At 64.8% G+C, this 12,994-nt stretch carries 15 protein-coding genes; 1 reads left to right on the top strand and 14 read right to left on the bottom strand.

Annotated features, from left to right (window positions below; translation table 11 throughout):
* Positions 1-11 precede the first annotated feature (11 nt).
* Genes VMF11_11940 through VMF11_11900 form a run of 9 tightly spaced genes read right to left on the bottom strand, consistent with a single transcriptional unit; the run spans position 12 to position 8,301 of the window.
* On the bottom strand, positions 12-584 hold the full coding sequence (locus tag VMF11_11940; protein ID HTU71020.1) for a hypothetical protein: 573 nt from the start codon (positions 582-584) through the stop codon (positions 12-14).
* On the bottom strand, positions 584-1,057 hold the full coding sequence (gene ispF / locus VMF11_11935) for a 2-C-methyl-D-erythritol 2,4-cyclodiphosphate synthase (protein HTU71019.1): 474 nt from the start codon (positions 1,055-1,057) through the stop codon (positions 584-586). The genes VMF11_11940 and ispF overlap by 1 nt, the downstream gene beginning before the upstream one ends.
* Positions 1,054-1,725 carry a 2-C-methyl-D-erythritol 4-phosphate cytidylyltransferase gene (gene ispD / locus VMF11_11930; protein ID HTU71018.1) on the bottom strand — a complete coding sequence of 224 codons (672 nt, stop codon included), beginning with the start codon at positions 1,723-1,725 and terminating at the stop codon, positions 1,054-1,056. The genes ispF and ispD overlap by 4 nt, the downstream gene beginning before the upstream one ends.
* A complete protein-coding gene (locus VMF11_11925; GenBank protein HTU71017.1) occupies positions 1,722-2,816 on the bottom strand; it encodes a PIN domain-containing protein in 1,095 nt (364 codons plus the stop codon). The genes ispD and VMF11_11925 overlap by 4 nt, the downstream gene beginning before the upstream one ends.
* A 4-nt stretch (positions 2,817-2,820) precedes the next feature.
* The gene (hemW, locus tag VMF11_11920) at positions 2,821-3,951 is read right to left on the bottom strand and encodes a radical SAM family heme chaperone HemW (protein HTU71016.1); all 1,131 of its coding nucleotides are present in this window, start codon (positions 3,949-3,951) and stop codon (positions 2,821-2,823) included.
* A gap of 18 nt (positions 3,952-3,969) precedes the next feature.
* Positions 3,970-4,815 (bottom strand): DegV family protein, encoded by an 846-nt coding sequence (locus VMF11_11915; protein ID HTU71015.1) that lies wholly within the window; start codon positions 4,813-4,815, stop codon positions 3,970-3,972.
* Positions 4,816-4,829: 14 nt separating this feature from the next.
* On the bottom strand, positions 4,830-5,684 hold the full coding sequence (locus tag VMF11_11910; GenBank protein ID HTU71014.1) for a DegV family protein: 855 nt from the start codon (positions 5,682-5,684) through the stop codon (positions 4,830-4,832).
* Positions 5,685-6,716, bottom strand: a complete 1,032-nt coding sequence (gene plsX / locus VMF11_11905; protein ID HTU71013.1) for a phosphate acyltransferase PlsX — start codon at positions 6,714-6,716, stop codon at positions 5,685-5,687.
* A complete protein-coding gene (locus VMF11_11900) occupies positions 6,709-8,301 on the bottom strand; it encodes a DAK2 domain-containing protein (GenBank protein HTU71012.1) in 1,593 nt (530 codons plus the stop codon). Before VMF11_11900 ends, plsX begins: the two co-directional genes overlap by 8 nt.
* 177 nt (positions 8,302-8,478) lie before the next feature.
* Between VMF11_11900 and rpmB the strand changes: the two genes are divergently transcribed.
* Entirely contained in the window at positions 8,479-8,670 is a 192-nt protein-coding gene (rpmB, locus tag VMF11_11895; GenBank protein HTU71011.1) for a 50S ribosomal protein L28, read from the top strand.
* 216 nt (positions 8,671-8,886) lie between these two features.
* Here the strand turns inward: rpmB and VMF11_11890 are convergent, their stop codons facing one another.
* From VMF11_11890 to VMF11_11870, 5 genes are read right to left on the bottom strand one after another with little or no spacing between them, the layout of a single operon-like run.
* Positions 8,887-9,315: a hypothetical protein gene (locus tag VMF11_11890; protein ID HTU71010.1), complete on the bottom strand. Its 429-nt coding sequence runs from the start codon at positions 9,313-9,315 to the stop codon at positions 8,887-8,889.
* 12 nt (positions 9,316-9,327) lie between these two features.
* Positions 9,328-10,281, bottom strand: a complete 954-nt coding sequence (locus VMF11_11885) for a bifunctional hydroxymethylpyrimidine kinase/phosphomethylpyrimidine kinase (GenBank protein ID HTU71009.1) — start codon at positions 10,279-10,281, stop codon at positions 9,328-9,330.
* A gap of 8 nt (positions 10,282-10,289) precedes the next feature.
* Positions 10,290-11,273 carry a thiamine-phosphate kinase gene (thiL, locus tag VMF11_11880; protein HTU71008.1) on the bottom strand — a complete coding sequence of 328 codons (984 nt, stop codon included), beginning with the start codon at positions 11,271-11,273 and terminating at the stop codon, positions 10,290-10,292.
* A complete protein-coding gene (gene rpe, locus VMF11_11875) occupies positions 11,270-11,932 on the bottom strand; it encodes a ribulose-phosphate 3-epimerase (GenBank protein HTU71007.1) in 663 nt (220 codons plus the stop codon). The genes thiL and rpe overlap by 4 nt, the downstream gene beginning before the upstream one ends.
* Positions 11,932-12,933 (bottom strand): PASTA domain-containing protein, encoded by a 1,002-nt coding sequence (locus tag VMF11_11870; protein HTU71006.1) that lies wholly within the window; start codon positions 12,931-12,933, stop codon positions 11,932-11,934. The genes rpe and VMF11_11870 overlap by 1 nt, the downstream gene beginning before the upstream one ends.
* Positions 12,934-12,994: the final 61 nt, after the last annotated feature.

The following is a 12,994-nucleotide window of genomic DNA, read 5'->3' as shown; positions in this document are numbered from 1 at the left end:
ATACGGCGGATTCAGCCATGTGCCGGAGGCTCGCCGGGCCGTTTGGATTCGATCGTCTCGAATGGCTTTCCATCGGGCCCGTACTTGATCGGCTCGAGGCCGCGCCCGTGCAGCAGCCGCGAATTCACCGCGCCGATGCGGATCAGCATGCGATCGTGACCCAGCAGCGGGAAAAGCAGCTCCAGCGGCGGGCCCTCTTTCTCGCCGGTGAGCGCCATGCGCACGGCCGCAAACGCATCCTCCGCGCGAAGCCCGAATTCTTCGGCGATCGCCGGAATATCGTGCGCGAGCGGCAAACCGCGCAACTCCGGCTGATGGTCGATGTACTGTCCGACCGAATCGAGAAAAAAGAGCACCGCGCGGGTGCGCAAGCGTTCGAGTTCGAGCGCCGGGATCACGCAAGCCTCGGCGCGCAGCGCGGCAATGTAGGGATAGGCGTCGTCGACTCTCTCGATTCGGCTGCCGTACGCCTCGATGAATGTATCGATCCAGCGCAGCGCAGCATCGGGCGCCGGGTCTTCCAAAAAACGCCAGCGCTGCATCGCGGTCAAAAGCTGCGCGCGTGTGAATTCTTCGTGTTCCATCAGCGTTCGATCGACGCTACCGCGTACGCAGCGATTCCGCTGCCGTCGCCGGTATAGCCCATGCCTTCGCTCGTCTTGGCTTTGACGCTCACGCATTCGAGCGGCAATCCCAGCCGCGTCGCGAGATGTTCGCGCATGGCCCCAATATAGGGTGCGAGTTTGGGACGCTCGACGACGATGGTCGCATCGAGGTTCACGATCCGATAACCGGCTTCGCGAACACGCGCAGCGCATGCTTCGAGCAAAACGATCGAGTCCGCGTCCTTCCATTGCGGGTCGCTATCCGGAAAATGTCCGCCGAGATCGCCCAGCGCCGCTGCGCCGAGCAGGGCGTCGGCGATGGCGTGCGCCAGCACGTCGGCATCGGAATGGCCAAGCGGACCGCGGTCGTGCGGCACGTCGATGCCGCCCAGCAGCAGCCGGCGCCCCGCGACAAGCCGATGCGCGTCGAACCCGTGCCCCACGCGGGTCATGATAACAAGGCCTGCGCGCGCGCGACGTCGCCGGGATGCGTCACCTTGAAGTTCTCGCCGCTGGCGGGTACCACGACAACCTCTACACCGATCGCTTCGAGCAACGCGACGTCGTCGGTAGCGTCAAACCCGCGCGCTATCGCGGCATCGTGCGCGCGCAGCAATTCGTCGCGCATGGCAAACTGCGGTGTCTGCGCGGCCCACAGCTCGTCGCGATCGAGCGTGCGCCGAACGAGCATCGTCGCGGGGTTGACCGCTTTGATGGTGTCGACGACCGGCGTTGCGAGCACGGCGGCGCGGCCCGGGCGCACCGCCTGCATACCTGCGCGCACGTCGCCGGCTCGGACGAGCGGACGCGCACCGTCGTGCACGAGCACCGCGTCGCCTGGAGCGAGCGCTTCCAATCCGCAGCGGACGCTCGCCTGTCGCGTCGCCCCGCCGATCACCACGCGCACGTCCCGGCCGTGGATGAAGCGTTGCGCAAGTTCACTCACCCGGTCGAGCCACTCGCGCTCGGTGACGATCGTGAGCGCAACGATCTCGTCCAATGCGGCAAAGGTCCCCAGCGACCAGGCCAGCATCGGACGGCCGGAAATCGGAACGAGTTGCTTCGGTCCGCCGAAACGCTTTCCGCGCCCGGCCGCAACGATGATCGCGCCCCATCTCATCGCGTCACCGTGCTTACCGTCTTCGGCCGCGCAAAGATCATGCGGCCCGCGACCGTTTGCAGCACGCTGGTAACGATCACATCGGCGCTCGAACCGATGAGGCGGCGGCCGTTCTCGATCACGATCATCGTACCGTCGTCGAGATAGGCAACGCCCTGCTGGGCTTCTTTCCCTTCACGGATGACGTGAACGTGCAACTCCTCCCCCGGCAGGACGACGGGCTTGACGGCGTTGGCGAGTTCATTGATGTTGAGAACCTCCACGCCTTCTACTTGCGCCACCCGGTTCAGATTGTAGTCGTTGGTCAGCAGACGGCCCTGCAGTTCTTGTGCCAAACGCACGAGTTTCGCGTCGACGTTGCCCATCGGAAGGTCGTCGTATTCTCGCTCGTTGATCTCGATCGCGCGCAGCTCTTGCAGCCGGGCCAGCGCCTCCAGGCCGCGGCGCCCGCGCGTGCGGCGCTGCGGATCCTCCGAGTCGGCGATCGCGTGCAGTTCGCGCAGCACGAAGCGCGGGACGATCAGCGTTCCTTCCAGGAAGCCGCTCTGTACGATCTCGACGATACGGCCGTCGACGATCACCGAGGTGTCGATGATCTTCGCGCTTACGCCGCGCAGGCCCAGCCCTTTGGGCACCGGGACCAGATGCGTCTTTGCGCCGACGCGCGCGCCGAGGTAGGCGAAGAAAATCGTTACGATGAGATACAGCACGATCGCGATATAGCTGCCCGCGCGCCCGGTGACCGAAATGAATTCGAAGAGAATGCTCTTGAGCAGCAGCGCGGCTCCGAGTCCGATCAACAGACCGACGGCCCCGCCGGCGAGTTCGGCCGGAGCGAGACGCTCGATCGCGCGTTCGACCAGGTTGAGTTCGCTCTCGAAGAACGATTGCGCGAGCGGGGCGAGAAGCACGCCGACGACCGCACCGACGACCGGTGAAAGAATGAGCAGCGTCCATTGCAGCGCCTCGCTCGCGAAGTGGAGAGAGAGCACGTTGATATAGACTTCGCGTCCCAGCAGGAAGCCGGTTACGAAGAACACGATCGCGAAGACCGTGCGCAACACGGTCGTGGAGAGGTTATTGCTGGTCACGTACTCACGTAAATGTCACAAACGCTCCGCAGACGTCGTTCGCGAGAAACCGGCCTCGCTTCGTCAATCGAATTCCATGGCCGCTGCGTTCCAGCAGCCCGTCGCCCTCGTAGCGGGCGATAACCGGCGCATAACGCTCCGCAACGTCGACGCCATAACGCTCTTTGAACTCCTCGAGTGCGACACCTTGAGCCGTACGAAGCGCCAGCATCAGCGCCTCGCCGACCGCCGGCAAACCCTCGAGGCGTTCGGACTGCCCGGGAATCGGACGGCCCGCCAGCGCCGAACTCATGTACTGCTCCAGGTCGCGGGTGTGGACACTGCGCTCGCCGCCGCGATACGAAGCGGCGCCAACTCCGAGCCCAAGATACTCCCCGTTGCGCCAATAGTTTTCATTGTGCGCGCAGCGGTGCGAGGGGCGCGCGAAATTACTGATCTCATACTGCTCGTAACCGGCAGCTTCGAGACGGGTGATGGCGATTTCGTACAGCTCCGCCTCAGCTTCGTCGTCGGCAAACGCGGCGGGCTCCGCTTCCCGCCAGCGCTCGTAGGGCGTGCCCGCTTCGACCGTGAGGCCATAGGTCGAAATGTGGTCGACGCCCAGCGCCAGCGCGGCGTCCAGAGAGCGTTCCCAGCTTTGCGCGCTCTGCCCGGGCACTCCAAAGATCAGATCGAGCGAAACCGAACGTGCGCCGGCCCGGCGCGCCTGCTCGACGGCATGCTCGATGTCGGCGCGCGTGTGACGGCGTCCCAGAACGGCGATCTCGCGGGGTTCGAACGATTGCACTCCAATCGAGATACGATCGATCCCGGCCGCCGTGTATTCATCCATCGCGCGCTCTCGAGCGAGCTCGGGATTGATTTCGATCGAAATCTCATGCCGCGCCGCGGCCGCAGGGAAGCGTTCGCGCAGGGTCGCGATCAGCGCCGCGATCGATGCGGGCGGGTACGTGTTCGGCGTGCCGCCGCCGATGAAGATCGTGGATGCGGGCTGCGCCGGCAGCGCCGCGATCTCTGCGTTCAGCGCATCGAGATAGCGCGCGGCGCGCGAGCGCGCAAACGGCCACTTCGCGAAGTCACAGTACGGACAGACGTACGGGCAAAACGGGAGATGGACGTAGATCCCCAGCGGCATCGGTTTGAAAGGGTCTGGCTAGGGCACGATGGCCGAGATGCCGACCGCGCCGGGTCCGACGTTGGCGGCGATGGTCAGCGAGGTTTCGTAGACGAAATCCTGCGCCGGCGGATGGCCGAGCTTGGCTTCGAGCATCCCGCGCAAGTTTTGCGCTCCCGATTCGGCTTGCACGTGTCCGAAGGCGACCCGGGCGTTGGGCGAATGCGCGACGGCGCGTACGACGGCCTCGACCATGATCTCGCACGCTTTATCAAAGGAGAAACTCTGACCGGCCGGGCCGACGGCGCCCTGATCGTTCATCTTGAGTATCAGACTGACGTTGAGCATTGAACCCAGCGCAACCAACGCCTTGGGAAGCCTGCCGCTGCGTCCGAGCATGGTCAGGTCCGGCACGCCGAAATAGATCGTGTGCCTGACCTCGCGGGGGTCGACGCGTTTGGCGATCTCGCTTGCCGGGGCGCCGCTCTTCGCGAGCTCGGCGGCGTACAGCGCCAGCAGCGTTTCCAATCCCGACGCCCCGAGCGAATCGACGACGTGGATACGCCCGCCGAAGGTCTTGGCCGCGTTGGTCGCGAGTTCGTAACTCTTCGAGATCCCCGATGAGACCGAAATCATGACGCCGTCGTTCCCGGCCGATACGACGCGCGCGAACGCTTCGCGAAACTGTTCCTCGGTGGCGGGCTCGGTCTTGGGAGCCTCGCCGTTCTGCAGTCGCTTGAAGAAGGTCGCTCGATCGATGTCGATCCCGTCGCGGAACCGTTCCTCGCCGAAGAGGATCCAGACGGGTACCAGCCCGATGCCCAATCGCGCCGCCTCGGGAATCGAGAGATCGCTTCCGCTATCGGTGATGATCGTAACGGCCATGCGCTGCTTCCTTTCTATACGTCCTGCGCCACGAAAACGCCAACTGCGCCTGGCCCGCCGTGCACCGCGATCACCGGCCCTGCCTCGAGAATATCCAGCATCCGCGGCTGCTCATCGCCCAACCGCGCGCGTAACTGCTCCTTCGCGCCGCGCGCCAAATCCGGCGCGTTGGTGTGCATCACCAAGAAGCGCGCTTTGGAAACGTCGCTGACCGCCGCGAGCGAGAGGTCGAGCATCGCAGCCTGTGCACGCGCAAAGGTCCGGACCTGCGCCTCGGGCACCACGTGCCCATCCTTGAGCCCGATGACCGGTACGATCTTCATCAGGGTTCCGAGCGCCGCCTGGGCGCGACCGATCCGGCCGGTACGCTGGAGATGTGAAAGATCGGAGAGGCATGCATAGAGCCGCTGGGTGGCGCGTTCGTGATCGAGCGCGGCAAGCACATCGCTCCAACTTCCGGCAGAGTTAACGATCTCAAGGGCCCGCTGCACCATCATGCCCAACCCGCCGGCCGCGCTTTGCGAATCATAGATCTCGATCTTGGCACCAGGAAACTCATTCGCCGCGGCGCGCGCCGCGTTGATCGTCCCCGAGAGATGCGAGGAGATCGTAATGCAGAGAATCTCACGCCCGGCCTCCACCAACGGTCGAAACGCGTCCTCGAACATCCTCGCGGTGGGCTGCGAGGTCGTCGGCAGCGTTTTCTCGTTCGCCAGCATCGCGTAGAATTGCGGGCGGCTCAAATCGAGATAATCGCGATAGCTGCGATCGCCGAAGACGACGAAGAGAGGAACGACCGTGATGCCGAGAGTAGCCGCGCGCTGCGGCTCGATATCCGAAGTGCTGTCGGTGACGAGGGCTATGCCCAATTAGGCGCTTTCCGCCGAAGAGGTTTCCCGCGTGAGATGCGGCGTCACCATCTCGCCGATGCAGCCGACCACGTCGTGTTCGACCTCGGCGATCGCGGTCGCAATCGCGCCTTTGACCCCGCGACGTGAAACGCGCCCGTGGGTCACGATGCAGTTGCCGCGCAGACCGAGGAACGGGCCGCCGCCATACGTCTCGTAGTCGAACTTTCGCCGCAAACCGCGCAGCGCGGGCGCGAGCAGCAGCGTGCCGAGCTTGGTGATGAGGCTTCCGCCCAGAAGCGTGTCTTTGATGACGGTCCCGAACGCCGAGACCATTCCTTCGCCGGTTTTGAGCACGACGTTGCCGACGAAACCATCGGCGACGACCACGTCGGCGGCATTATTGAAGATGTCGCGGCCCTCGATGTTGCCGATGAAGTGCACCGGTGCGCGATCGAGCAGCTCGGCTGCCTCGAGCACTTGCGCGTTGCCCTTGGTGCGCTCTTCTCCGATCGAAAGAATCGCGACCCGCGGCCGCTCGATGCCCAGCACGGCGGTCGCGTACGCCGAACCCATGATACCGAACTGTTCGAGCCAGGCCGGACGGCAATCGACGTTGGCGCCGCAGTCGAGCAGCACGAAGTCGCCGCGCAGTCCCGGCCATACGGTCGCGATCGCCGGACGCGCGACGCCCTCGATCTGCCGTAGTTTGACCAACGCGATTGCCAGAAACGCACCGGTGTTGCCGGCCGAGACGACCGCGTCTGCGTCACCGGCTTTCACCGCAGTGACGGCCATGCCGAGCGAAGTGCGGTCGGCGGCCCGCAAGGCGTGCGATGCGTGCTGATCCATCGGCACCGCTTCGGGCGAGTGCACGACCGCGATACGCTCGGCGCCTTTGCCGCGCAAGAGCACGCGAACGCGCGGCTCATCGCCATAGAGCGTGAGCGTGGCATTCGGATATTCGTTGGCCGCCAGAATCGCGCCGGCGACGATCTCTTCCGGCGCGTGATCGCCGCCCATGGCGTCGATCGCAATGCGTGGGCTACTCATCGAGTGAAATCCAGTACTCCGCGTTTTTCATTCCGCCGTAGTAATATTCCACGTCGGTCTTCGCGTAGACGTTTCCTAGCTCTTCGCTCAAGCGTTGCGCATCCTTCTCGCGCTGTGCGCCGCCGTAGTAGAGCGTCACCAGCCCTCCTTTGGACGCCCCCATTGCGTCCAACGCCGCCGAAGCCGCCGTTCCCAGACTCTCCCCCGTAAGCAGGACGTCTGCGGCGATGGCGGCCGGCCGGCCGCGTTCGACCCGCACGCCGCCGAACGTCGTGCTTTTCCCCGCATAGAACACCATCGCGCTGCGCACGCGCGCGGCGGCGTCCATGATCGCCGCATCGGTGGGAACGGCCTGCCCTCCCGAGCGCATCGCGAACAGGCCGGCGATGCCTCCGACGATGTCCGGGGTCGGGAGAACGTGGACGTGCTTGTCGGTCATGGCAGCGACTTCTTTCGCGGCGAGCACGACGTTCTTGTCGTTGGCGAAGAGGTACACCTCGCTGCCGAGCGTCTTGTTGACCGCCAGCAACAAATCACGCACGCTCGGATTGCGATTGCCGTTTACGACCACTTCGGCGCCCAATTCGCGAGCGATGCGCTCGAAACCGGGGCCGGGCACGACCGCAACGATCGAGCGCGCGGTCGCGGGCGCGTCGACCACCAGCAGTTGGTGCTGACGCTCCATGTCCTCGACCTTGACGCGCGTGAGACGGCCCGCTTTTGCGGCAATCTCCTGGACGCGATCGGGATTATCGGTATGCACGTGGACCTTGATCGTCGGGGGCGCGCCGATCACGATCAGCGATTCGCCGCGCGGCTCGAGCTGCGCGCGCAGATCGTGGAGCGTGCAGGTCGCATCCTCGAGCACGAACTCGGTACAGAACTTGTGTTCTCCCACCGCTTGCGCGGCGGTGAAAATGCGCCGGCCGATCTCTCGCCTGGGAAATGCGGTCGCGCGGGTCTTCGACTCGGGTAAGAAGCGCAAGATGCCTTCGATGAAATAGACGAAGCCGGCGCCTCCGGCGTCGACGACTCCGGCTTCTTTGAGCGGCGGCAACTGCTCGGGCGTACGATCGAGGGCCTCGTTTGCCGCGCGCACGATGCCGCCGCCAAGCCGATAGAAATCGCGCTCGTGCAAGGCGAGCCGGTACGCCGCTTCGGCACTCGCCTCAGCCACCGAGAGAATCGTGCCTTCGACCGGCCGGAGCAACGCGGCGCGCGCCGCTGCCGCCGCTTCCCGCATTCCGGTTGCGAGCATGAACGTATCGATCTCACGACGATGACGCACGTGGTGCGCAAAGCCGCGTAACATTTGCGAGACGATCACGCCCGAGTTGCCGCGTGCGCCCATCAGCGATCCGTTGGCGGCGGCAGCGGCGACCTCGGAGAGGGGCGTGCCGCGGGGCAGCCGGCCGGCTTCCAGCATCGCGGCCCGCGCGGTCAGGTACATGTTCGTCCCGGTATCGCCGTCGGGTACGGGGAAGACGTTGAGGTCGTTGAGGACGCTCCGGTACGTGCGCAAAAAGTAGGTCCCCGCCGTTAGGAACTTGGCGAACCCACGGCCATCGAGGCTGGTGACGTCCACGGAGGAGCGGTCTGCGAGCCCCCGCGGCCCGAATCCTTGTCAGCGCCCGCGACCCGTGATATCATCCGTGAGTTCGTCCGGCGGTCCCTCGCGACGCCAAGCCAGGACGGCGGTCCCTGGCGAAGCGAGGGATGGCGATATTTGTCGAATTCTACCCGCTCACGAGGACACGACCCGATGGCGAAGCGCTGCGAAGTATGTGGTAAGGGCCCGATGGCCGGCAACAACGTCAGCCACGCAATGAACAAGACCAAGCGCCGCTGGCTGCCCAACCTGCAGTCGGTCAAAGTCGACGTGCGCGGCACGCATCGCACCGCCAAGGTGTGCACGCAGTGCCTGCGCTCGAAACGCGTCGCTCGCGCCATCTGAACGATCGCGCCGCGCCGGCAAGGACTCAGCGGGACCGCACAGACGCGGTCCCTTTTTCATTTCCCGGAATAGTTTGGCGTCGGTAGAAACGCTGAGCCGCACGATGCGGCTGAAGGTTCGGAGCACAGGATGTGCGACCGGCAAAGCCGGCCGAACCGTCCGTGGATGCGGCGTTTCGAGCGTCTTCCCGAGCGAGGGGTATAGAGCGACGCCGAACTATTCGGCTGCCGCTCGATCCAATGCAGCGAGATCGTTGATGAGTTTGGTGATTTCTTCGGGTTCGAGCGTGACGAGGAATTCGAGGCGGACATGCGCGGCTTCGATGCTCTTGAGGCCCACCGCGCAGAGGACCGGGCCGCGCCGCGTCGGCGCAAACGAGAGGTCGAAGAGTCCGCCCGAGATCGAGACGCCGCCGGGCGGCCCGTTGCCCGAGTTGATCTGTTCGAGGTAGGTGCGCAGCGAACGCAGCTCGTCGACGCGGATCGAGACGGGGAAGGTCGCGTCGACCGGCGGCGCTGCGACGTGCACGAAGCAGTCGAGCAGGTCCATTCCTTCGGGCTCGGCAACCTCGGGGTGCACGTAGCCGGCGATCTGAATTTCGACGTACGGCCCGTTCTCGCCGATGCGAACGGTAGACGAGATCATCGAGAAGGGATTCTACCCGTAGATGATCTTGTGCTTGGGCGGCGCGAATTTGAGCCGCGGGCCATCGTTGGCGGTCGGCTTGAGTGCTTCGATATCGACATTCGATCGTTCGCAGAATCGCATCGTGCGATCGTCATCGACCTGATAGCCCATCGGATTCCACTTCGCCAGCGCCGCAATCGGATCGACGCTTGCACCTGCGTAGTTCGTCGTGTTTGCGACGGCGCGCGAGGCGAGCGCGGTCGCGAGCAGGGCCGAGGCGAACGGCGAACCGCCCAAGCCCATGAAGGCCGCGACCGCGGCGGCGAACACATCGCCCGCGCCGTAAGCGGGGAACTTCGGGAAGAACGGCCCATGGATGCAATAATATGAATACCCGTTGGTGAACAAACTCGTGGTCCGGTGCTTTTCCGGGTCGCGCGCGAACGAGGTGATGATCACCGCCGAGGGGCCGAGATCGAAAACACCGTTGAGGTAGGCGTGCGCGCTGAGCGTACGATCGCCGGTTCCGAGCAAAACCTCGGCCTCGAAACGATTCGGCGTTACGATCTGCGCCAGTGGCAAGAGCTGCTCGCGAATCGCGCGCGCCGTTTCCTCCGAGATGAACAAGCCCTTCTTGTAGTCGCCGATCACCGGGTCCAGGAGAACGACGCCCTTGTAGTCATGCAGCATCGACGCGACGACCTCGACGTGCATGGGTCTGGGCAAGAAGCCGATCAGCAGCACGGCGGGGCGCGCGCGAATCACGAAATCGACGTCGCGGCGGAATTGCGTGGCATCCGCGATCGAGGTGGTTCTTCCGCTCACGCCGCCGTGCGCGTTGGCGAATTGTGATTGCGCGTGAACGAGCCGTGCGCCGAGCGCATTCGCGATGGCAAATGCGGCTTGGTTGCCGAGGAAGCCCATCCCGACGCTGTTCTGAATGCTGCCGATGAGCGGAAACGATTGAACGTCGTCGTCGAACACAGTTCGTGTCAATCCTGTTGCGAAAAGTGATCCCACCCGGTGCGCGCGACCGGATCTTCCCGCCCCTGGTTCACCATGACGATACGCTCGTCCGCTTCGACGGTGCCGAGGCGCTCGAGCGTCCGGCCGAAGCGGGCCCGGAACTGCTGCGCGAGCCGCTCGAAGGAACGGCGCTCCACCGCCACGAGCAACTCGAAATCCTCACCGCCTGCGAGTGCATACGCATCCGGATCGATGCCCTGCGCGGTTGCGGCGGCGCGCGCCTCGGCGGCAACCGGGACCCGCTCGAGCCTCGCGCCGGCGCCGCTTGCCCGCGCCAATCTCGCGAGATCGGTCGAGAGCCCGTCGGAACAGTCCATCATTGCGTGGACCGCTCGGCGCGCCGCGAACCAGCGCCCCTCTTCGACGCGCGGCCGCGGGGTGCGGTGCGCCTGCAAGGCGGTACGCGCGAGCGCGTCGTCCAGCCGCGCGCGTCCTTGCGCAACGTCGAGCCCGGCGCGGCTCGCGCCGAGCGCACCCGTCACCGCGAGTACGTTGCCCGGGCGTGCTCCGTCCCGCGTTTTGAGGTTGCTCGGGCGCACCTCGCCGACGACCGTGATCGCGATCGTCAATACCGGGGCGCGCACGAGATCGCCGCCGACGATCGCAAGCCCGAACGTATGCGCGCAGCCCGTCATGCCCGCATAGGCCGAAAGGACTGCCTCCGGGGTCCAGTCCGCCGGTACGCCGAGCGCAACCGTGCCAAGCCGAGGCCGCGCGCCCATTGCCGCGAGATCGCTCAGGTTGGCGGCCATGGCACGCCATCCGATTTGCTCCGGCGTCATCCAATCGCGCGAGAAATGCACGCCTTCGACGAGTGCGTCGCTCGAGATCACGCTGCGATGCGAACGTGAGGGCTGCCAAACCGCGGCGTCGTCCCCGATGCCGATCAACACGCGCGGCGTGCCGTTCTGCAATGCCGCTATCGCCTGTATCAGCTCATCTTCATTCATTCGGTGGCGAGCCGGCGCATCACGCGCACGGTCGCTGCCGGGTCGGTGGTGCCGAAGATGCTCGATCCCATCACGATGGCGCGAGCTCCGGCTTCTACCGCGCCGCGGATGTTCTCGGTGCCGATGCCGCCGTCTACTTCGAGGATACACGACGGGTTGCGCGTATCGATCAGCGCGCGCGCTTGACGCAGCTTCTCATAGGAACGCGGGATGAAGGTTTGGCCGCCGAAACCCGGATTGACGCTCATGATCAGAACCAGATCGCAATCGTCGATGACGTCTTGCAGCATCGCGACCGGCGTCTGCGGGCACAATGCGATCCCCGCCTTGGCCCCGAGCGAACGGATGTGGGTGAGCAATCGCTGCGCGTGGGGTGTCGCCTCGTAATGAAAGGTGATGTGGTCCGCCCCGGCCCGGCGAAAGTCGTCGACGTACCGTTCGGGTTCGACGATCATGAGGTGCGCGTCGAACGTCAACTGCGAGAGCTTGCGCAGATCGCCGATGATTTTCGGACCCCAGGTGAGGTTCGGCACGAAGCGTCCGTCCATGACGTCGAGATGCAAATAGTCGGCGCCGCCGGCTTCGACCGAAGCGATCTGATCGGCAATGCGCGCAAAATCGGCCGAGAGCAGTGACGGCGCGATAACGACGTTGCGCACTAGTTTCCTCCAGGCGACGGGGAGGGAGAGGTTTTCTCATCATAGATGCGCGCGGGCTCGGTTCCAAGGCGCGTTTCGCCGACGAGCGCGTTGTTCACGTAAAGATCGACGAGCGACGTTCCGACCGCGGTCACGGTGAAGTCGAGCTTTTGGCCTGGCTGGGCGAAGGCGCTGTAGGCATCGTACTGTCCGGTCGCATCCCGCACGCGCAGCACGACCGCAACCGATTGTCCCGGTTGCTGGACGGAGGAAAGAGGAATCGAAGCCAGCACCCGCACCTGGCGGATGATGTAGCCCGACTCATTCGGCCCCGCGCTGACCTGGAGCGAAACCGGTTGATAGGGCGAGATCTTGGTATTGGGCGGAATCGATTGGCGCGCGACCACGCCGTGTGCCGGTCCTTTCTTGCCCAGCGGGGTCCAGACGATCTGCCCAAAGTTGATACCGCTCTTAGCGGCGAGCGCGCGCGCGTCGTCGATCTTCATGCCGATGAACGACGGTACGCGCACGATCGACACGCCGCTGCCCTTGCTGACCACCAGATCGACGCTGTCGCCTTCGACCACGTTCGCGAGCGGAAGCGGATTCTGCGAGATCACGTGGTCGGCCGGCACGACCTCGCTTTTTACGTAGGTAACGTGCCCGACCTGGAGCTTGGTGCGGACGAGATCGTAACTCACCTCGCGCATGGATTGATAGCGCAAGTCGGGCATCAGGCGCGAGATGATGCCGTCGCTGACCACGAAATCCACCTGCCGTCCGGCACGCACGGTCGTTCCCGCCTCGGGACGTTGGCTCATCACGACGCCCTGGGGATAGCGGTCGCTCGTCCCGTGGTCGACCACTTGCGCCGAAAGGTTCATCTGCAGCGCGGCCGCGGTTGCATCGGCCGCCGACTGCCCCACGAACGAGGGGATGGTTATCGTGTCGGCCGGAGGAAGCAGAAATTCGTAGATTTGATGTCCGAACCAGACCAGCACGCCGACGAATGCGGCAAACACGATCGGAAAAACCCAATCGTGCGGGATGTACGCTTTGACCAGTTCTTTCCACTCGCGCGTT

This window comes from Candidatus Baltobacteraceae bacterium, from assembly GCA_035502855.1.
Classification (GTDB): domain Bacteria; phylum Vulcanimicrobiota; class Vulcanimicrobiia; order Vulcanimicrobiales; family Vulcanimicrobiaceae; genus Aquilonibacter.
The sequence above is the reverse complement of the archived record's forward strand: the minus strand, read 5'-3'. Positions and strand labels throughout refer to the sequence as shown.